The following is a 19988-nucleotide window of genomic DNA, read 5'->3' on the forward strand; positions in this document are numbered from 1 at the left end:
GTGGACATCGTCTTCCGGGGCGCGCTGGTCGTGGACGGCACCGGCGCGCCCGGCCGCCGGGCGGACGTCGGCGTGCGCGACGGGCGGATCGCCGAGATCGGCGACCGGGTCACCGGCCGCCGGACCGTCGAGGCCGACGGCCGCGTGCTCGCGCCCGGCTTCATCGACATGCACTCCCACTCCGACCTCCAGGTGCTCGCGAACCCCGAGCACCTGGCCAAGGTCACCCAGGGCGTGACCACCGAGGTGCTCGGCCAGGACGGGCTGTCCTACGCGCCCGTGGACGACGGCGTGCTCGCCGCGCTGCGCGCCCAGCTCGCCGGGTGGAACGACGACCCCGCCGGGTTCGACTGGGACTGGCGCTCGGTCGGCGGGTACCTCGACCGGCTCGACCGGGGCATCGCCGTCAACGCCGCCTACCTCGTGCCGCAGGGCACGCTGCGGATGCTGTGCGTCGGCTACGACGACCGGCCGCCCACCGACGCCGAGCTGGACCGGATGCGCGAGGTGCTGGCCACGTCGCTGCGCGAGGGCGCGGTGGGCCTGTCCTCGGGCCTGACCTACACGCCCGGCATGTACGCCGACACCGCCGAGCTGACCGCGCTGTGCCGGGTCGTCGCCGAGCACGGCGGGTTCTACAGCCCGCACCACCGCAGCTACGGCGCGGGCGCGCTGGAGGCGTACGCGGAGGTGGTGGCCGTGTCGCGGGAGTCCGGCTGCCCGCTGCACCTCGCGCACGCCACGATGAACTTCGAGGTCAACCGGGGCCGCGCGGGCGAGCTGCTGGCCCTGCTGGACGACGCCCTCGCGACCGGCGTCGACATCACGCTCGACACCTACCCGTACCTGCCGGGCGCGACGTACCTGTCCGCGCTGCTGCCCAGCTGGGCCGGCGAGGGCGGCCCGGACGCCACGCTGGCCCGGCTGACCGACCCGGCGACCCGCGAGCGCATCCGGGTCGAGGTCGAGGAGGTCGGCTCGGACGGCTGCCACGGCGTGCCCGTCGACTGGGCGACGATCGAGGTCAACGGCGTGCGCCGGGCCGAGAACGCGCACCTCGTGGGGCTGTCGGTGGCGGAGGCCGCGCGCCGCGCCGGCCGGCCGCCCGCCGAGCTGTACTTCGACGTGCTGGTCTCCGAGCGCCTCGGCACCTCGTGCCTCATGCACGTCGGCCACGAGGACAACGTGCGGGCGATCATGCGCCACCCCGCGCACACCGGCGGCAGCGACGGCCTGCTCGTGGGCGACCGGCCGCACCCGCGCGCCTGGGGCACGTTCCCCCGCTACCTCGCCCGGTACGTGCGCGAACTCGGCGTGCTCGGCCTGGAGGAGTGCGTGCACCACCTGACCGGGCGGGCCGCGCGGCGGCTGCGGCTGGCCGACCGGGGCCTGGTGCGCGAGGGCTTCGCCGCCGACCTGGTGCTGTTCGACCCCGACGCGGTCGCCGACACCGCCACCTTCGACGAGCCCCGGCGCGCCGCCGCGGGCATCAGCCACGTCGTCGTCAACGGCGTCCCCGTGCTCGACGACGGCGAACGCACCGACGCCCTGCCCGGCACGTCCCTGCGAAACCCCCGGAGCCACGCGTGATCGACTGGTTGCAGCACTCGACGGGAGGGCTGCTGACGCTGTCCGCGCTCAGCATCGCCCTGCTGCTGGCGCTGATCATCAGGCTGAAGGTCGAACCGTTCATCGCCCTGCTGGTCGTGGGCCTGCTCGTCGCGCTCGCCGCCGGCCTGCCCGTGGAGGCGCTCGTCGGTTCCGCGCAGAAAGCCTCCGAGTCCCTGCTGGAGAAGGGCTTCGGCGGCATCCTCGGCCACATCGCCGCCATCATCGGCCTGGGCACGCTGCTCGGCGCGATCCTGGAGGCGTCCGGCGGGGCCGAGGTGCTCACCCGGTCGCTGCTGCGGGCGTTCGGCGAGAAGCGCGCCCCGCTCGCGATGGGCCTGTCCGGCCTGATCTTCGGCGTGCCGGTGTTCTTCGACATCGGCATCTTCGTGCTCGCGCCCCTGGTGTACGTCGCGGCGAAGCGCAGTGGCCGGTCGATCGTGCTCTACGCCCTGCCGCTGCTGGCCGGCCTGTCCGTGATGCACGCGTTCATGCCGCCCCACCCCGGCCCGGTCGCCGCGGCCGGCCTGCTCGGCGTCGAACTGGGCTGGATCATCCTCATGGCGCTCGCCGTGGCCATCCCGTCGTGGTTCGTCGGCGGCGTGCTGTTCTCGTCGTGGATCGGCAAGCGCCTGCACGTGCCGGTGCCCGAGGAGATGCTGGCCGCCGCGGAGGAACTGCGGAACCGGGAGGCGAAGGGCGAGCCGCCGCTGTCGCTGGTGCTGGGCGTCATCGCGGTGCCGCTGGTGCTGATCCTGGCGGGCACGTTCGGCAGCGTCCTGCTGCCCGAGGGGTCCACCGCGCTCGGCGTGTTCACGTTCTTCGGCACGCCCGCCGTGGCGCTCACGATCGCCGTGCTGCTCGCGTTCTGGCTGCTGGGGTACCGGCGCGGCATGACCCGCGAGCAGGTCACCGAGCTGTCCGCCGCGTCGCTGCGCCCGGTCGCGATGATCCTGCTGGTGGTCGGCGCGGGCGGCTTCTTCGGCGCGGTGCTCGCCGCCACCGGCGTCGGCAAGGTGCTCGCCGGCTCGCTGGCCGACCTGGGCCTGCCGGTGATCGCCCTGTCCTACGTGATCAGCTGCGGGATGCGCATCGCCCAGGGCTCGGCCACGGTCGCCATCGTGACCACCACGGGCATCGTCGCCCCGGTCGTCGCGGACCTGGGGTACTCGCAGCCGCGGCTGGCGCTGGTCGTCATGGCCATCGCCGCCGGCTCGATCATCGCCTCGCACGTCAACGACGGCGGGTTCTGGATCGTGTCCCGCTACTTCGGCCTGTCGGTCAAGGAGACCCTCCAGACGTGGACCGTGCTGGAGACGGTCCTGTCGGTGGTCGGCTTCGTCGTGGCCGCGCTGCTCAGCCTGGTGGTGTGACCCGCGGGGCCGGTGTCCCCACCCCCCGGTGGGGGACACCGGCCCCGCGGTGCTCCGGGAGCCCGCGGTTCAGGCCCCGGTGGTTCGGGCCCCGCTGGTTCAGGGCCCCGCTTGTTCAGGCCCCGCTTGTTCAGGCCCCGGCCTTCGCGCCGCCGGGCCCGGCGGCGAACCACTTGCCGCCCACGCCGTGCCCCTTGGCCTCGCCGCACAGCCGGTCCTCGGCGAACAGGTACAGCGGCTTGCCCGCGACGGTGACCTGGAGCGCGCCGTCCGCGCGGGTCACCGTGCCGACCAGCGACGCGTCCACGCCCTGCGCCTCGAAGTTCGGCGAGTCGACCAGCAGCGGCGGCCACTGGGCGGCGCACGCGCCGTCGCAGGTGGACGCCGGCGGGTCGGTCGGGTCGTCCTCGAAGCGGTACAGCGTCATGCCGGTCCGGTCGGTCAGCACGGTGCCCAGCGCGCCGACGGACGCGGTGGTCAGCGCGAGACCGGCGGCCGGGGGCAGCGCCTTCCGGCCGTCCGGCGCGGCGACGAACCACGTGCCGTCCACGCCCTGACCGCCCGCCTGGCCCGGCGCGGTGTCCTCGGCGAAGTGGTAGACCGGCCAGCCGGCGACGGTGATCTGCCTGGTGCCGTCCGCGCGGTCGACCGTGCCGACCAGCGCCCGGTCGACGCCCTGCACCTCCACGTCCCCGGAGGTGGCCAGGGCGGGCGGCCACTTCTCGGCGCACGGCCCGTCGCAGGTCGCGGTCGAGGGCTTGGCGGTGTCCCGGTCGAACCGGTAGAGCGTCAGGCCCTCGCCGTCGGTGAGCACGGTGCCCAGCTCCGGCACGACGGCGGTGGCCAGCTCCGCCGCCCCGGCGAACCGCCGCACGTCCAGCCCGTCGCCCGCCGCCTGGACCGCCGTGCCCGGGGTGGGTGCCGCGACCCGGCCGCACGCGCCGAGCAGGACGGTGCCGAGCAGGGCCGCCGCCCCGAGCGCAACCGCACGAGTGAGGATCATGGTGGACCTCCCCTGGGTGATCGCCCGCGTCCCGTCGCGGCAACCGATGCACCCGACACGGATGTCACCCGGGGGTGGTTCACAAGGATCTTCGGCGAAAATCCCCGGCCGGGACCTTCAGCGTTCGCCGTGCTCCCGGAACACCGCCCGCTTGAGCGGCGGCACCGCCTGGAACGCCCGCAGCGCGGTCCGGAACGCCGACCGGCCCCGGCCGGACACGAACTGGCGGGCGCTGCGCAGCGACGCCTCGACGGCGGCGAAGCCGTGCTCGCGCATGTCCTGCTCGTAGGCGCCGATCGCGGCGAGCAGGTCGCGGGTGGTCGGGGTGCCGCGGGAGGTCGGGGCGGCATGGGAGGTCGGGGCGGCGTGGGGGGTGAGGGCGCGGCACAGGGCCAGGGCGTCGCGCAGCGCGGTGTTGGCCCCGGTGCCGCGCATCGGCGTCATGCTGTGCACCGCGTCGCCGAGCAGCGTCACCGCCGACGGTTCCCACGGCGGCACCCGCACCGACGTGCGGATCGGCCAGTGCGCCACCGCCCCGGGCGGCGTGTCCCGCACCAGGCGCACCAGGTCGGGGTGCCAGCCGGCGAGGTGCCCGAGCACCTCCCCCGCGTCGGCGGTCGCCAGGTCACGGGCGGCGAAGGCCCACATCAGGTAGCCGTCGTCGGCCAGTTCGTGCGGCGCTAGGAACATCCCCGCCGCCGCCCGCGGCACCACGGACCACGCGTGCGCCAGCAGGTCCGGCGGCAGCCACGCCCGGGTCGCCGGGGTCAGCGGCAGGCGACCGGCCACGGCGGTGATGCCGGTGTCGACCAGCGCGGCGTGCGGCAGGCGCTGGGCCCGCACCGCCGACCGCGCGCCGTCCGCGCCCACCAGCACGTCGCAGCGCACCGCCGTGCCGTCGGCGAAGTGCGCGGTCACCCGGCCGCCCTCGTGCTCGTAGCGGGTGAACCGCCGGCCGAACGCCACCGCGTCGCCCAGGCCGTCCAGCAGCACCTCGCGCAGCGCCACCCGGCTCACCGAGTGGTGGGCGCGCTCGGGCGCGTCGTCCCGCCCGTCCAGGACGAGCAGCCGCCGCAGCCGCTCGTCGAGGAACCCGAACCCGCCGCCGCCCCGGCCCGTGCCGGCGGTGAACCGCTCCCACAGCGCCGGCGGCAGGCACTCGTGCAGGGCGTGCGCGCCGACCGGGTTGACGTGCAGGCGGTACCCCTGCACCCGGTCGGTCGGCGTCGCGTCCCGCTCGTGCACCGACACCTCCACCCCGTTCCGCCGCAACCCCTGGGCCAGGCACAACCCGCCCACCCCGGCACCGATCACCGCTACGTGAATCCCCATGACGCCCACTATCAACCATACGTTTGATTGAGTCAAACAGGTGGTTGACAGTGGGCGATGGACTACCGTGGGCGCGTGCCACGCCGCTCCCCCGACGCCACCGAGCGCAAGCGCGACCCCGAACGCACCAGGGCGCGCATCCTGGAGGCGGCGGCGGCCGAGTTCGGCGCCAAGGGGTACGCCGGGGCGCGCGTCGGCGGCATCGCCGAGCGCGCGGGCGTGAACAAGCAGCTGATCTCGTACTACTTCGGCGGCAAGGAGGGCCTCTACCGGGCCCTGGCCGACCGGTGGCGCCACAACGGCGGGCAGCTCGCCGACGGGCCGCTGGACGAGGTCGTGCGCGGTTTCGCGCTGTCCGCGCACGAGCAGCGCGACTGGGCGCGCCTGATGGTGTGGGAGAACGTCTCGGACGACGGCGACCCCGGAGCCCCCGGGGACGGCGACTCCGACGACGGTTTCCTGCGCGGTCAGGTCGAGGCGCTGCGCCAGCGCCAGGCCGACGGCGAGGTCCCCGCCGACCTCGACCCCGCGCACCTGCTGCTCGCGCTCACGGCGGCGGCCTCGGCGTCGCTGTTCATGCCGAAGACGGCGCGGCGGATCACCGGCGAGGACCCTGCGTCGGCCGGGTTCGCCGAGCGCTACGCCGAGCAGCTGGCCCGCCTCGTGCGCCACCTCGGCCGACCGGCGGACCCGGCCTAGCCGGTGTCCCGCAGGTCGTTGTCGCGGCCGGGGGACGACGGCGGCGATGGTGGGTCCGGCCCGGTGGTCGCCCGCCGCGCAAGCCCGGCCGGTGGACCACTCGCCGAGACGGGACGGCCCCGTCCCGGACGGCTCAATCCCCGGAGTCGCCGCCGTAGTCGCCGCCGGAGTCGCCGTGGTCACCGCCGGAGGAGCCACCACCGTCCCCCCGATCAGCCCGCTTCGGCACGCCGTCGGGTCCGGGCGGGTCGGACTTCGGCGCATCCGGGTCGTCCGCCGTCGGTTCCCGCCGGGGTTCGGGGCCCCGCGCCTTCGCCGGCGTCGCGAACGGCATGCGGGAGCCGGTGAGCCGGTAGCGGCGCAGGTCCCGGCGCATGCGCAACCCGGTGACCAGGAAGATCACGCCGAACCCGGGGCCGGCGAACAGGTAGGTCGACGTGCGCGCCTCGGGAGACATCCCCGGGCCCTCCATCGGCAGCCGGCCCCGCGGATCGACCAGGACCTCCAGCCGGTCGCCGACCCGCAGGTCCCGGTCGGCGTGGTGGGCGAGCTCGCCGAGGTCCGCGCCGGTGCCGGCGTCCGCGACCCGGATCTTCCGGCCGGTGTCCGGAGCGGAGTCGCCGTCGTGGTCGTCGACGACCACGACGGCCACCCGATCCGCAGCCGTGTGCAGGTAAGCGAGCGACAGACCGGTCGGGGCGTAGAAGAACAGGCAGACCGCGGCGAGCACCACCGGCAGGATCCACTCCGGTTCGACATCCAGCGAATGCTCGCCGATGAAGCACACCATCACGCTGGCGAACGCGCCGACCAGCAGGGGCAACGAGACCAGGACGGTGAGCCAGGTGAAGCCGAAGCTGTGGCTGTAGGCCACTCCGCCGCTGGTCACCACGATGGCGAGCAGGAATCCGAGGGTCAGCAGAACCTGTCGTACGCAGATCCACGTCCGGGGCACCCCACCATCGTGCCCGCCGCGGGCAACTGGCCGGACCCACCACCACCGCCATCGCCCCCCGGCTGCGACAACGACCCGCGGGACACCGCCTAGCCGGTCCGCTCCCCCGCCAGGCGGGCGCGCAGGCCGCGCAGGCCGCTGCGCATCATCAGCGCGTGGTTGGCGGTGAACAGCGGCCGGGCCACCGGCGCGAGCGCGCGCAGCAGCGGCTTGCGCACCTCGACCTCCTGCTCGAACACCAGGCGCGTCCCGGTGCCCGCGGGCGCGATGCGCCAGGTCGCCGTGCCGTCCATGTCACCGGACAGCACGGCCCGCAGCACGCCCGCCGCCGGGTCGTCCACGTCCCGGCGCAGCACCACCACCAGCTCGTAGGGCAGCAGGGACCGCAGGCGCAGCTCGGCGGCGTCGTCGGCCACCCGCCGTCCGCCGCGCACCTCCCGCCACCACCCCTGGTAGCCCGCGAGGTCGGAGAGCACGTCGTAGACCGGCACGGGCCCCTCGTCGAGCGACCAGGTGCTGCGGAAGCGGTAGTGGTTCAGCGCCATGCCGTCCCACTACCCCCGCGACGCCCTCCCGAACCGGCGGGCTCAGCCCGCCGCCGCCGTCGCCGGCAGCACCGTGCGCAGGAACTCGCCCGTGTAGCTGTCGGCCACCGCGGCGACCTGCTCCGGCGTGCCCTCGGCGACGACCGTGCCGCCGCCCGAACCGCCCTCGGGGCCCATGTCGACCAGCCAGTCGGAGGTCTTGATGACGTCCAGGTTGTGCTCGATCACGATCACCGAGTTGCCCTTGTCGACCAGCCCGTTGATCACGCCCAGCAGCTTGCGGATGTCCTCGAAGTGCAGGCCCGTGGTCGGCTCGTCGAGGATGTAGACCGTCTTGCCGGTCGACCGCTTCTGCAGCTCGGACGCGAGCTTCACGCGCTGCGCCTCACCGCCCGACAGGGTCGGCGCGGGCTGGCCCAGCCGCACGTACCCGAGGCCGACCTCGACCAGCGTGCGCAGGTGCCGGTGGATGGCGTTGATGGGCTCGAAGAACGTCGCGGCCTCCTCGATCGGCATGTCGAGGACCTCGGAGATCGTCCTGCCCTTGTAGTGCACTTCCAGCGTCTCGCGGTTGTAGCGGGCGCCCTTGCACACCTCGCACGGGACGTAGACGTCCGGCAGGAAGTTCATCTCGATCTTGATGGTGCCGTCGCCCGCGCACGCCTCGCAGCGCCCGCCCTTGACGTTGAACGAGAAGCGGCCCGGCTGGTAGCCGCGCACCTTCGCCTCGGTCGTGGCCGCGAACAGCTTGCGGATGTGGTCGAACACGCCCGTGTAGGTCGCCGGGTTGGACCGGGGCGTGCGGCCGATCGGGGACTGGTCGACCTGCACCAGCTTGTCGACGTGCTCCAGGCCCTTGATCCGGGTGTGCCGGCCCGGCACCTGGCGGGCGCCGTTGAGCTTGTTCGCCAGCACCGTCGCCAGGATGTCGTTGACCAGCGTGGACTTGCCCGAGCCGGACACGCCCGTGACCGACACCAGGCACCCGAGCGGGAACGACACGTCGATGCCGCGCAGGTTGTGCTCGCGCGCGCCCACCACGGTCAGCTGCCGCTTCTTGTCGACCTTGCGGCGGGTGGCGGGCATCGGGATCTCCCTGCGCCCCGCCAGGTACGCGCCGGTGATCGACTCCTTGTTCTTCAGCAGCGCCTTGTACGGGCCGCTGTGCACGACCTTGCCGCCGTGCTCGCCCGCGCCGGGGCCGATGTCGACCACCCAGTCGGACGTGCGGATGGTGTCCTCGTCGTGCTCGACGACGATCAGCGTGTTGCCCAGGTCGCGCAGCCGGGTCAGCGTCTCGATCAGCCGGTGGTTGTCGCGCTGGTGCAGGCCGATCGACGGCTCGTCCAGCACGTACAGCACGCCGACCAGGCCGGAGCCGATCTGGGTGGCCAGCCGGATGCGCTGCGCCTCACCGCCGGACAGGGTGCCCGAGGCGCGGTCCAGCGACAGGTAGTTGAGGCCGACGTCGAGCAGGAACCGCAGCCGGGCCTGGATCTCCTTGAGCACCGCGCCCGCGATCATCGCCTCGCGCGTGCCCAGCCGCAGCCCGTCGAGGAAGTCGGAGCACTCGGCCACCGACATGTTGCAGACCTCGGCGATCGACTTGTCGCCCTTGGTCGCGTGGTGCAGCGTGACGGCCAGGATCTCCGGCTTGAGGCGCGTGCCCCGGCACACCGGGCACGGCACCTCCCGCATGTAGCCCTCGTACTTCTCCTTCATGTACTCGGACTCGGTCTGCTCCTGCCGCCGCTCCAGGAACGGGATCACGCCCTCGAAGTTGGCGTAGTAGGAGCGCTCGCGGCCGTAGCGGTTGCGGTAGCGGACGTTGACCTGCTCGTCGACGCCGTGCAGCACCGCCTTCTGCACCTTCGCGGGGAGCTGCCGCCACGGCGTGTCCATCCGGAAGCCCACGGCCAGCGACAGCGACTCCAGCAGGCGGGTGAAGTACTCGGCGGTCTGGCCCGAGGCCCACGGCGCGATGGCGCCCTCGCCGAGCGACAGCTCGTCGTCCGGCACGACCAGCTCCGGGTCGACCTCCTTGCGCACGCCGATGCCGGTGCACGTGGGGCACGCGCCGTAGGGCGAGTTGAAGGAGAACGACCGGGGCTCCAGGTCCTCGATCGCCAGCGCGTGGCCGTTCGGGCAGGCCAGGTTCTCGGAGAAGCCGCGCACCCGGCCGGGGTCGTTCTCCGGCACGTCGACGAACTCCAGCTCGACCAGGCCGTCGGCCAGGCGCAGCGCGGTCTCCACCGAGTCGGTGAGCCGCTGCTTGGAGCTCGCCTTCACGCTCAGCCGGTCGATCACGACCGCGATGTGGTGCTTCTCCTGCTTCTTGAGCTTCGGCACCTCGCCCAGGGCGTGCACGACGCCGTCGACCTTGGCGCGGGAGTAGCCCTGCGACTGGAGCGTGGAGAACAGGTCGACGTACTCGCCCTTGCGGCCGCGGATGACCGGGGCCAGCACCTGGAACTTCGTGCCCTGCTCCATGGCCAGGACCTGGTCCACGATCTGCTGCGGCGTCTGCTTGCTGATCGCCTCGCCGCACTGCGGGCAGTGCGCCTTGCCGGCGCGCGCGTAGAGCAGGCGCAGGTAGTCGTAGACCTCGGTGATGGTGCCCACGGTGGAGCGCGGGTTGCGGCTGGTCGACTTCTGGTCGATCGACACCGCGGGCGAGAGGCCCTCGATGAAGTCCACGTCCGGCTTGTCCATCTGGCCGAGGAACTGCCGCGCGTACGCCGAGAGCGACTCGACGTAGCGTCTCTGCCCCTCGGCGAAGATGGTGTCGAAGGCGAGGCTGGACTTGCCCGAGCCGGACAGCCCGGTGAACACGATGAGGCTGTCCCTCGGCAGGTCGAGGTCCACCCCTCGCAGGTTGTGCTCGCGCGCCCCGCGAACGACAAGCCGGTCGGCCACAGCATGTTCCCTTCGAAGTTGACCATCCCCCGAACAGACGTTCGAAAAGCGTATCGGACCACCGGGCCGGGGTCTGTCGGGGAGGGCTCGGACCATGCTAGGTGGGCCCACCGACAAAAACGCGGTGGCGGCTCTCCCACGATCGTGCGCCAACGGCTCTACCGGTGGGTAGACGACGCCCCTACGCTGGGGCGATAGGCCGTTCGGCCGCATGACGCCGGGATGAGGTGCCCATGAGCTCCGCTGATGCCGCCCAGGTCCGATCCGCCCAGACGAGCGTACCCGCGCCGCGCGAGCACTCCGCGCCGGTCCGCGACGCGAAGGCCGGGCTGGCCGCCGCGGAGCGGGCCACCGACGCGGTGTACGAGGTCGTCGCGGCGCTCGACCAGCGCGCCCTGCGCGGTCCGAGCCTGCTGCCGGGGTGGACGCGGGCGCACGTCGTGACCCACCTCGCCCGCAACGCCGACGCCCTGGTCAACCTCCTGACCTGGGCCAAGACGGGTGTCGAGCACCTGATGTACCCGAGCCGGGCCGACCGGGACGCGGACATCGAGGAGGGCGCGGGCCGCCTGCCGCAGCTGCTCCGCGCCGACCTGGACGCGGCGTGCGAGAGGTTCGCCACGGCGGGCGGTGAGCTGCCCGACAGCGCCTGGGACCACCTGCTCGCGCACCCCGGCACCGGCGCGCCGATGCCCGCGTGCCGCGTGCCGTGGCTGCGGGTGCGCGAGCTGTGGGTGCACCTGGTCGACCTCGACCGCGGCGTCGGGTTCGGCGACCTGCCGGAGGACGTGCTCGACCACCTGCTGGCCGACGCGGCGGGCCAGTACGCGAACCGGTCGGACGTGCCGCCGCTGCGCGTCGAGGCGGTGTTCCCGGACGGCCGTCAGCGCAGCTGGGCGCTCACCGCGGCCGGCGCCGACCCGGTGGCCGTGAGCGGCGACGCGGCGGACGTGCTCGGGTGGCTGACCGGCCGCCAGAGCGGGGCGCGGTTGACCGGCACGGCCCCGACGCTGCCCAGGTGGCTCTGAACGACCTGGGTCCCGGCGGCGTGCAGCCGCGCGCTGAGCACCAGGCCCGCGAGCACCGGCCCGTTCGGGCTCGCGGTCAGCGCGCGGTGCGCCGGCCGCTCCACGAACCGCGTCAGCAGCCAGCCGAGGACGACGGCGGTCCCGGTGAACGCCGCCAGCTCGGCCCACGGGCCGAGGGGGGCGACCTTCGCCATGACCACGTAGCCGATCTCCTGGTGGACCAGGTACACGCCGTAGGAGATGCCCGCCAACCACCGGATGGGTCGGGCGAGGGCGCGCACCGGCGCGACGTCCCAGTCCGGGCCGCCCGCCGCCGCGCACACCGCGATCAGCAGCACGCCGAGCCCGATGGTCGACGGCAGGTCCGCGCTGTGCACCGCCTGCGCCAGCAGCGCGGCCGTGAGCAGGGCGAACAGGTGCGTGTCGCCCAGCCTGCCGCGCGCCCACAGCCAGATGCCGACGCCGATCGCGAACAGCTGGCCGCGGTGCACGCCGAGGCCGTCGTAGAGGGTGCGGACGAGACCGGGGTCCCCGGTCCACCCGCGCGCCACCAGGGGGCCGAGGACCAGCGCCCACAGCATCGCCTTGACCCCGCCGCCGCGGACCCGGGAGACCAGCAGCGCGCCCGCGACGAACCCCGTGACCTGCACGGGCAGCGTCCAGTAGGAGAAGTCGACCAGGCGGACGCCGGGGAACCAGTTCTGGAGCATCAGGGCGTTGAACAGCAGGTCGCGCGGCTCCAGGTGGCTCCAGCCCGCCGGCGCGACGTGGCGCAGCACGAGGTAGGTGACCACGGCGGCCACGACGTAGGCGGGCAGCAGGCGGGCCAGGCGGTGGCGCAGGAAGCGCGCCGGGGCGCCCTTGGCCAGCGAGGCGCAGGCGAAGAAGGCGGAGATCACCACCAGCGCGCTGGCGCCGAACTCCAGGCCGAAGGCGAAGACGGGGTCGCCGAGTTCGGGGTGGACGGACGGTCCGGCGTGGGTCGCGTGCTGGAGGAGGACGCACAGCACGGCGGCGATGCGCAGGACGTCCCAGTTGATCCGGCGGGTGGTGGGCGCGCTAGTAGGCACGAGGTGGGAAAACCCTATTCAGACGACATCGGCGGTGCGGCGGGGCGCGGCGCCAACCCTAGGGGAGGCACCTGTGGGGACCCTGAAGGGCGTGGGTCGGCTACCGTCGGCCGCTGTGGACGTACTTGAGGACTACACGGGGCACGTGGAGCCGGGCGGGCCCGCCGCGCGGCGCACCCTGGACGCGCTGACCATCACGAAGATCTCCGTCGGACCGATGGACAACAACGCCTACCTCCTCGTCTGCCGGGCGACCAACGAGGCGCTGCTGGTCGACGCGGCCGCCGACCCGGAACGCCTGTCCGACCTGGTGGGCCACTCGCTGAACCGGCCCAGGCTCAAGACGGTCGTGACGACGCACCAGCACGCGGACCACTGGGGCGCCCTGGGCGCGGTGGCGGGGGCCAACGGGTCGAACACGGTGGCGCACGCCGCGGACGCGGGCGTGCTCCCGATCCCGCCGGACTTCCTGGTGGAGCACGGTGACGCGGTGCGGGTCGGCGAGGTACCGCTGGAGGTGATCCACCTGCGCGGCCACACCCCGGGGTCGATCGCCCTGCTGTACCGCGACCCGACCGGCCACCCCCACCTGTTCACCGGGGACTCCCTGTTCCCGGGTGGTGTGGGCAGGACCACGTCGCCGGAGGACTTCACGTCGTTGATCTCCGATGTGTCGTCCCGGATCTTCGACGTGCTGCCGGATGACACCTGGGTGTACCCGGGTCACGGGGACGACACCACCCTGGGGGCTGAACGTCCTCACCTGGACGAGTGGCGTTCGCGCGGCTGGTGAGCCGACAGACGGGCTGTTCGGTGGAAACCGGCAGCCCGTCCACCTTCACGATCTGCTTCGCTCAGCCCTTCCGCGCCGGCGCCTTGCGCCACCACGCGCTCGCGGCCGCACACAATCGCACCACATCCGCTCGTCCAGGGTCGAGACCACACGACCAGGGGTGTCGTGGTGTTTCAAGAAGTAGTCCACCATCCTGCCTCCCTCCCCCAGGCCGCCTCGCCGTAGTCGGTCACCACCAGGGAATCGGAATTGTCGGTGAAGTGGGCCACGTAGTCGTGGACTTCGCGTCGGCACCGACGTGATCAGCCAGGGCGTGAATGAGATCGGTACGCGAGAAGAGGTGGAGGCGGAGTTCGTCGACAAATTCGGGCAGCGCGTCGTCGGCCAGCACCGGCTCGCGGGGAACCCGGATCGATTTGAGTTCGTCACCGAATCGACTCGCGTTTCGCAACTGCGCGGTGGCGTTCGCCCAGTGGGGGGTGCCAGCTTCAGGGTCGTGGACAACGCAGACCACCGGGACGTTCGGCCGGTACCGGTCGTCGCGATCCCACCTACCCGCACCGGCAATGCCCTGTTCGGCGGCCGGGACTCACGCTTGCCGTGCACCACGAGCACCGCGATCTCCGGAAACCGGGTCGTCACCACCACCGACAGGCGCGTGGCTTGACCGCACTTGTGCGGTCGCCTGTATCCCACACGGGTCACCGGGCCCTCAGCGCGAGAGCGAGAGCCGAAGATCACCCGATCGGCAGGTGTCAGCGGACCGGTCGAACTCCCAGGATCGAAGTTGCCCGGCTTGCGACCACAGGCGCTCTTCGGCAGGGAGTCACGCGATGCCCTTCACCCCATTGATCGCGTTGAAGAGCAAAAAAGGTGAACTCGACGCGCTCCACCACCTTCCGGCGAACCCCGAGTCACGACCGGCGATCCTCGTGGAATTGCTGGACTCCGTCGGAGTGGCGGAAAGAGGGCAACTCCTGCCCGCGCTCGTCAGAGCCGCGGTGGACGCGGCAGCGCACGACAAACCACTGTGGATCGACGCGCACCTGCTCAGCGCGACCAGTTCGCTGGCCCGCCAGCCGGGCGGCCCGTTGGAATTCCTCGACAAGCAGATCGAGAACACGCTGCACGACGAGCTCGGGCTTCTGGCGCTCGACGTCACCGCGTTGATCCCCGTCGTGGCCGACTCGGCGACGGACGACGAACTCAGGACGATCTCCCTACTCCGACAACACCGGCCGCGGGACGTCGTGGTGCGGGTGCGCGGGGTCGCCACCCCGCCGGCGGAGATCGTCGACCGGCTCCGGCGCGTCGTCAGCCGGACCGGCGTCGAGGCGGGGCACCTGCACGCCGTGATCGACCTCGGCTTCGTCGAGACCGTGCAACCCGCCCACGTGGCACGGGCCGCACGGCTGATCGGCACGATCGTCGAGGGCATCGGGCCGTCGTCGACGACGCTGCTGGCCGGTTCGATCCCGGCCGGCCGGAACAGCTTCGCCACGACTACCCGTCAACGCCCCGAAGTACCTCTGTGGCTTGCGGTCGCCGAGCAGGTGGGCAGGGCGGTGAACTACGGGGACTACGGCGTGGTTCACCCGGTGCCACCCGAAGGCGGGGACCCGGGCCCGAGAACCGTCAACCCGTACCTCTACTACACGGCTCCGGGTTCCACGGTCGCGCTGCGCAGACAACTCGCCAGGGAAGACGGCAAGCCGGTGCAGGGTGCGGCCGTCGAGGCCTTCACCGCCTTGGCGGAAGAGCTTCTGGCACGGCCGGAGTTCGCCGGCAGGGACTTCTCGTGGGGTGACCACGAGTTGACCCGTTGCAGGCGAGGGGGCGGAAGAACCGCGGGCACCGTGCCCCGCTGGATAGCCATCGCCACGTCGCACCACATCGAGCACGTGACGCGCCGGGCGCCATCCGACCTCTGATGCCCGTGCTCGACCACTTGACCGGGAGGACACGCACGGCTGCCCGGTCCGAGCGGAGTCGACATGGCGCGCCTGTGATCGAGTCGGGTCGAGAGACAGCCGATCGTGGCGCTGCCGCACGCTGAAGTGCTGATCCCGCTGTCCGCTGGTGCGGCTTGCTGTTCTAGCCGGGTGTACTGCCCGTCCGCAGGACGCGGCTGCCTCCTCGCCCGGCGCTCCCCGCAGGCGGAGCCACACGGACCGGGGAGCGCCCGCGTCGCTCTCAAGATCGGTAATATGTCGGTTCGACCTGTCGCCAAATGTCGATCCGGTGTGCTGTGAACTGTCGGTCCAGCGCGTGGCGAGGTGTACGGTCAGCCTGCCGTGCCACGACAATCCCCTGCTGAGGGCAGATGACCGACACCGACCTGATGCGCGCTTGCAGCACAGTGGCCGAGGAGTACCTTTCGACCTTCAGGGTCGTCATCCTCAACGGACCACGCCAAGCGGGTAAGACCACCCTGCTCAGGCACATGCGACAGGAGCGCGGCGGAACACTGCTCAACCTCGACAACGAGCAACTGCTGCAAGCGGCGGTCAGCGATCCGTTGGCCTTCGTGACCAGTGGTGAGGAGCCGCGGTTCATCGACGAGGTCCAGCGAGCCGGTGACGCACTCGTGCGCGCGATAAAGGCCGAGGTCGACTCCGCACCCGCACCAGGTCGCTACGTCCTGGCCGGATCCACGCGCTTCCTCGCCACTCCGAGCCTGTCCGAGTCGCTCGCGGGGCGCGGCGCGGTCGTGGACGTGTGGCCGTTCTCGCAAGGCGAGTTCGAGGGCAGGTTCGAGAGCTTCATCGACATCGCGTTCGACGATCCGGGTTCGTTGAGGGCGTTCCCGCCAACCGCTGTGGATCGGCTCGGCTACTTCGAGCGCCTGTGTCGAGGCGGGTTCCCCGAGCCGGCGCTGATGAAGACCGCTCGCGCCCGGCGCACGTGGTTCCGCAGTTACGTGCAGGCGATCGCGGAACGCGACATCCGGGAGATGGCCAGGGTCAACGAACCGAGCGCCATCACCGCCCTGCTCGCCTACCTCGCCTCGATCACCGCCCAGGAGCACAACAGCGTCAACACATCGAGCAAGACCGGTCTGCACCGCACCACCGTGAACCGCTACATCGAACTCCTCGAAGCGGTCTTCCTGGTCCACAGGCTCCCGGTCTGGTCCCGGAACCTGACGGCGCGAGTCGTCAAGCACTCCAAACTGCACCTCACGGACACCGGTTTGGCCGCATCGATGCTGGGCGTCTCGCCCGAGTCCCTGGCGAAGCCGGTAGCTCCGGCGCGCGGTCCGCTCGTCGAGACGTTCATCGTCAACGAGTTGGCGAAACACGCCACCTGGAGCGAAACAGCGGTTCGCTTGCACCATTGGCGAGTCAGCGGAGGCGCGGAAGTCGACGTGGTCCTGGAGCGCGACGACGGCCACGTGGTCGGCATCGAGGCCAAGGCGAAGGACACCGTCACCGGCGAGGACTTCCGGGGACTGGCCACGTTGCGAGACCTGCTGGGTGACCAGTTCTCGCTGGGCGTCGTCTTCCACACCGGACGCCAGGGGGGTATCAGCTTCGGCGACCGACTGGTGTCACTGCCCATCGCGGCGCTGTGGGAAACCGCGCGACCGTGATGGCGCCGTGTTCACCGTTGGTGTGATTCGCCGTTCCCAGATCTTCGACGTGCCTGCCCGATGATAGCTGGGTGTACCGGGGTCACGGGGACGACACCACCCTGGGGCGTGAACGGCCTCACCTGGACGAGTGGCGTTCGCAGGGCTGGTGAGCGGACGGTCGGAGACCACCGCCTGCCGACGCGATCGACCGAGGGCGTCAGCGCGGGTGGGTGCCTGCCGCCCCTCCGGCCCGGTTGGCGAGGATCGCGCGTGCCCCGGCGGCGACGCCCCGGTCCGGGTGGTGCTCGGAGATGGTGGACAGCATGTCGTACCGGTCGGGGTGGTCGGCGTCGGCCAGCGCTCGGACGAAGCCGAGCTGGTCGTCGAGCGGGTGCCCGGTCAGCTCTTCGACCAGCAGGCCGTGCTCGTGCCTGGCGGCGAGGTTCTCGGCCAGCGCGAGGACCACCTCGTGCTTCCGCGCGGCGCTCGGGGCCAGCTCGCCGTGGCGGACCAGCCACTCGGTGGCCACGGCCCCCGGCACTCCGCCGGTGGCGCGCAAGCGGCGGGCCTGTTCGACGCCTGACGCGCCCGTGTGGTGCAACGCCGACCAGGCCAGCAGGCGAGCTGACGGCGACGGCCCGGCCGCGCAGCACTCCGCCAACCCGGCCGCCGCCTCAGCGGTCCCCCTCGCCCCGACCCAGCCCGCCAACACCGACTCGACCAGCTCGGGCGCCGCCTGCCGCAAGGCTTCGCACACCTGGTCCAGCGGCCGTTCGGCCAGCTCCTCGGCCGTGGGTGCGTCGAAGCCCTCCGCCAACAGCACCTCCCGCACACCCCACAACCCCAGCGGGGTCAACTTCACGAGCCTCGGATCGGGGTTCTCCTCACCGGACAGCTCGGCGACCTCGTCCAGTTCCCACGACTCCGCGGCCACCTCCTCCACCGCTCCCAACGTCTCCAGCGCCGTGAGCACGTTGTCGAGGTCCCTGCGCCACATCAGCTCGCGGAAGTCCACCAAGAGCCCGCCGACGCCGAAGTCGAACAGCTCGGAAAGCAGGTTCCGGACGTTCCGGACCAGCAACTCCACCGGCAACGGCGTCCCGCCCGCGGTGTAGAGGTCCAGCAGCAGTTCGGGCGCCACCTCGGGCAGGGACTCCCCGAGCGGGGAAGGAGCTTCGTAGTAGCTGGTGGGCGCGCACAACACGTGCCCCAACCCCGGGAGGGCCGCGTACGCCCGCCGCCACAGGTCCAGCGGTCGGTCGAGCAGTCCGACCGCGCTCTTGACCGGCACCAACCGGCCCTTGACCACCCGGAGCACGCGGACCGCCCTGGCCCACTCGACCAGCAGCGACACCTGCGGCAGGTCGGCGCTGCTCCGTGCCCGCTCCAGGAAGGGCTCGTCCACACCCAGCAGCCCGGCCAGCTCACGGGCGTCGGTGACGCGCAGGCGCTTGGTCGCCGTCAACGCGCGCCCCGCCCCCACCCACGCCACCACCGCGCGGAGCCGGGTCACCAGGGCCGAACCACCCGCCATGGCGGCCAGGTCCTGCTCGGGGGGCAGGACCACCGGCGGCAGTTGACGCCCCACACCCTCGTCGAAGCCGAGGTCGACCAGGTCGACCCCACCGTCGAACGCACCGCGCCGCACGATCTCGGCCAGGACGTCCTGGTCGTAGTCGACCTCGCCGGCCTGGGCCGCCGCCACGAAGCGGCGAACACCCTCACCGTCCTGCGGGTCGACGCCCTGCTCGATCATGCGCGTCGCCCAGAACTTCCCCAACCCGTAGTTGCGCTCGTCGGCCATCCTCTCGAAGAAGACCGGGGCGACCTGGTCGATCACCGCGTGCAACGCGGCCGGATCGCCCGGCCGGTCGATCGGCGCGACCGCCAGGAAATCAACCCAGCTGTGCAGCGTCGACAACGTTCCCGGCCACTCGGACCGGCTCATGGTCACCTTGCGGGGAAACCACTCGACCAACAGCTCCCGGATGTCCTCGGCAGTCCACCGGGCGGGATCGCCATCCCCCGAAACGCGCCACTCCAACGCCGCCTCCACCACGAAGTGGTCGGCGTCGAGGCCGTGCGCGGCGGCCCAGTTCTCGAACTCTGCCGCCAAGGAGTCAGCGGCTGCTCCACGCACGCGGTGGCGATCACCCGTGTTCATGCGGTCACTATCTCGGACGGCCGGGGCCGGTCACCATGCCCCTCCGCCAACGCGTTCTCGACGACCACGCTCCCCGAATCCCACACCGGGGCGGAACGTTCGACGCGGTGGTTCCGGGCGGGGCCGTGCGCCGATAGGCACAGCGGCACGGCGCCACAGCGGCACGGCGGTAGCCCACTGCCCGCGCCTGGGCATCGCCCCACGAACGACAGCCGGCGGCGTGTTCACCGTCGAAGCGACTCGCTGTTCCCGGGAGGAAGCCGGGTGCACCTCTCCTCCACCACGGGCCCGCCGGCCGGTCGACCGAAGGCCGCCGGGGTCAGGGGGTGCCCGCGAGCGCGTCCAGGACGTCGAGGTAGCCGTCGGCGGAGCGCCAGAGGTCGTCCGCGACGGGGTCGAGCTTGCCGGGGCGCCAGCGCGCCTCCTCGTAGCCGCGCGTCCGGCCGCGCAGGGCGCGCAGGCTCACGGCCAGCTCGTCCTCCAGGCGGGCGCGCAGGTCGTCCGGGCTCGGCGCGGGGGTGCGGACCTGCTCGCCGCGCCCCTCGGCCAGCGCCGCCAGGGTCTCCTCCGCCACGCCGGTCGCCGCGTCCCACAGCAGTGCGGGGCGGTCGACGCGGTGGTTCCAGACGGGGGCGCGGGTCGAACGCCACAGCGGTGTGATCGGGTTCGTGGCGACGCGGGTGGCGTGGGCCCAGTGCCCCGCGCCGACCGGCTCGCTCAGCCACGGCACCTCGTCGGCGGGGAGGTCGACCTCCAGGGCAACGGTGAGCCGGTCGATGTCGCGGACCCCGCCGAGGACGTCCCCGACGGCCCACAGCCGCACCACCCGCAGCCGGTAGACCGGGTTCGCCTGTTCCGCCAGCTCGTCGCACTTCTCCGCCAGGTCCCGCAGGTGCCCCACCGCACGCGTCCACTTCACCGGTCCATC

Annotated in this window: 15 protein-coding genes and 2 pseudogenes; 9 read left to right on the forward strand and 8 right to left on the reverse strand. The window is 72.4% G+C overall.

Translation table 11 applies throughout. The features are described from left to right. Complete coding sequence (locus ACRAKJ_RS33350) at positions 1-1590, forward strand: amidohydrolase family protein (protein WP_438926597.1); 1590 nt, start codon at positions 1-3, stop codon at positions 1588-1590. After that, positions 1587-2981 (forward strand): GntT/GntP/DsdX family permease, encoded by a 1395-nt coding sequence (locus ACRAKJ_RS33355; RefSeq protein WP_438926596.1) that lies wholly within the window; start codon positions 1587-1589, stop codon positions 2979-2981. Before ACRAKJ_RS33350 ends, ACRAKJ_RS33355 begins: the two co-directional genes overlap by 4 nt. A gap of 130 nt (positions 2982-3111) precedes the next feature. On the opposite strand, the gene ACRAKJ_RS33360 is transcribed toward ACRAKJ_RS33355, so the two are convergent. Further along, complete coding sequence (locus ACRAKJ_RS33360; protein WP_447008782.1) at positions 3112-3984, reverse strand: hypothetical protein; 873 nt, start codon at positions 3982-3984, stop codon at positions 3112-3114. Positions 3985-4101: 117 nt separating this feature from the next. Beyond that, on the reverse strand, positions 4102-5316 hold the full coding sequence (locus ACRAKJ_RS33365) for an FAD-dependent monooxygenase (RefSeq protein WP_438924888.1): 1215 nt from the start codon (positions 5314-5316) through the stop codon (positions 4102-4104). Positions 5317-5391: 75 nt separating this feature from the next. Here ACRAKJ_RS33365 and ACRAKJ_RS33370 point away from each other — a divergent pair, with 75 nt between their 5' ends. Continuing rightward, positions 5392-6015, forward strand: a complete 624-nt coding sequence (locus tag ACRAKJ_RS33370; protein WP_438924889.1) for a TetR family transcriptional regulator — start codon at positions 5392-5394, stop codon at positions 6013-6015. Between the two features lie 133 nt (positions 6016-6148). Here the strand turns inward: ACRAKJ_RS33370 and ACRAKJ_RS33375 are convergent, their stop codons facing one another. The 3 genes from ACRAKJ_RS33375 to uvrA form a co-directional block, all read right to left on the reverse strand. Beyond that, complete coding sequence (locus tag ACRAKJ_RS33375) at positions 6149-6970, reverse strand: hypothetical protein (protein ID WP_438924890.1); 822 nt, start codon at positions 6968-6970, stop codon at positions 6149-6151. An 89-nt stretch (positions 6971-7059) separates the two neighbouring features. Beyond that, positions 7060-7515, reverse strand: coding sequence for an SRPBCC family protein (locus ACRAKJ_RS33380; RefSeq protein WP_438924891.1), 456 nt, complete (start codon positions 7513-7515; stop codon positions 7060-7062). A 42-nt stretch (positions 7516-7557) separates the two neighbouring features. Next, positions 7558-10431, reverse strand: coding sequence for an excinuclease ABC subunit UvrA (gene uvrA / locus ACRAKJ_RS33385; RefSeq protein WP_438924892.1), 2874 nt, complete (start codon positions 10429-10431; stop codon positions 7558-7560). Positions 10432-10664: 233 nt separating this feature from the next. On the opposite strand from uvrA, the gene ACRAKJ_RS33390 reads away from it, so the two are divergent. Continuing rightward, complete coding sequence (locus tag ACRAKJ_RS33390; RefSeq protein WP_438924893.1) at positions 10665-11459, forward strand: maleylpyruvate isomerase family mycothiol-dependent enzyme; 795 nt, start codon at positions 10665-10667, stop codon at positions 11457-11459. Positions 11460-11578: 119 nt separating this feature from the next. Here ACRAKJ_RS33390 and ACRAKJ_RS33395 read toward each other — a convergent pair. Beyond that, positions 11579-12529, reverse strand: a pseudogene (locus ACRAKJ_RS33395) (acyltransferase family protein); the annotation flags it as partial. Between the two features lie 115 nt (positions 12530-12644). Between ACRAKJ_RS33395 and ACRAKJ_RS33400 the strand changes: the two are divergent. The 5 genes and pseudogenes from ACRAKJ_RS33400 to ACRAKJ_RS33420 all read left to right on the forward strand — a co-directional run. Next, positions 12645-13322, forward strand: coding sequence for an MBL fold metallo-hydrolase (locus ACRAKJ_RS33400; RefSeq protein ID WP_438924894.1), 678 nt, complete (start codon positions 12645-12647; stop codon positions 13320-13322). 313 nt (positions 13323-13635) lie between these two features. Next, a complete protein-coding gene (locus tag ACRAKJ_RS33405) occupies positions 13636-13989 on the forward strand; it encodes a hypothetical protein (RefSeq protein WP_438924895.1) in 354 nt (117 codons plus the stop codon). 166 nt (positions 13990-14155) lie between these two features. Further along, on the forward strand, positions 14156-15253 hold the full coding sequence (locus ACRAKJ_RS33410; RefSeq protein WP_438924896.1) for a beta family protein: 1098 nt from the start codon (positions 14156-14158) through the stop codon (positions 15251-15253). 392 nt (positions 15254-15645) lie between these two features. Then, positions 15646-16914: a DUF4143 domain-containing protein gene (locus ACRAKJ_RS33415; protein WP_438924897.1), complete on the forward strand. Its 1269-nt coding sequence runs from the start codon at positions 15646-15648 to the stop codon at positions 16912-16914. 53 nt (positions 16915-16967) lie between these two features. Continuing rightward, positions 16968-17066: pseudogene (locus tag ACRAKJ_RS33420) on the forward strand (MBL fold metallo-hydrolase); the annotation flags it as partial. Between the two features lie 47 nt (positions 17067-17113). Here the strand turns inward: ACRAKJ_RS33420 and ACRAKJ_RS33425 are convergent. Both ACRAKJ_RS33425 and ACRAKJ_RS33430 read right to left on the reverse strand, forming a co-directional pair. After that, positions 17114-19012, reverse strand: coding sequence for a hypothetical protein (locus tag ACRAKJ_RS33425; RefSeq protein ID WP_438924898.1), 1899 nt, complete (start codon positions 19010-19012; stop codon positions 17114-17116). A gap of 367 nt (positions 19013-19379) precedes the next feature. Next, the gene (locus ACRAKJ_RS33430; protein WP_438924899.1) at positions 19380-19979 is read right to left on the reverse strand and encodes a DUF7711 family protein; all 600 of its coding nucleotides are present in this window, start codon (positions 19977-19979) and stop codon (positions 19380-19382) included. Positions 19980-19988: the final 9 nt, after the last annotated feature.

Source organism: Saccharothrix sp. DSM 118769, assembly GCF_052936295.1.

Coding starts and splice junctions, on each gene's coding strand:
- ACRAKJ_RS33360 (WP_447008782.1), bottom strand. CDS start 3,984: ATGATCCTCACTCGTGCGGTTGCGCTCGGGGCGGCGGCCCTGCTCGGC.
- ACRAKJ_RS33365 (WP_438924888.1), bottom strand. CDS start 5,316: ATGGGGATTCACGTAGCGGTGATCGGTGCCGGGGTGGGCGGGTTGTGC.
- ACRAKJ_RS33380 (WP_438924891.1), bottom strand. CDS start 7,515: ATGGCGCTGAACCACTACCGCTTCCGCAGCACCTGGTCGCTCGACGAG.
- ACRAKJ_RS33390 (WP_438924893.1), top strand. CDS start 10,665: ATGAGCTCCGCTGATGCCGCCCAGGTCCGATCCGCCCAGACGAGCGTA.
- ACRAKJ_RS33410 (WP_438924896.1), top strand. CDS start 14,156: ATGCCCTTCACCCCATTGATCGCGTTGAAGAGCAAAAAAGGTGAACTC.
- ACRAKJ_RS33415 (WP_438924897.1), top strand. CDS start 15,646: ATGACCGACACCGACCTGATGCGCGCTTGCAGCACAGTGGCCGAGGAG.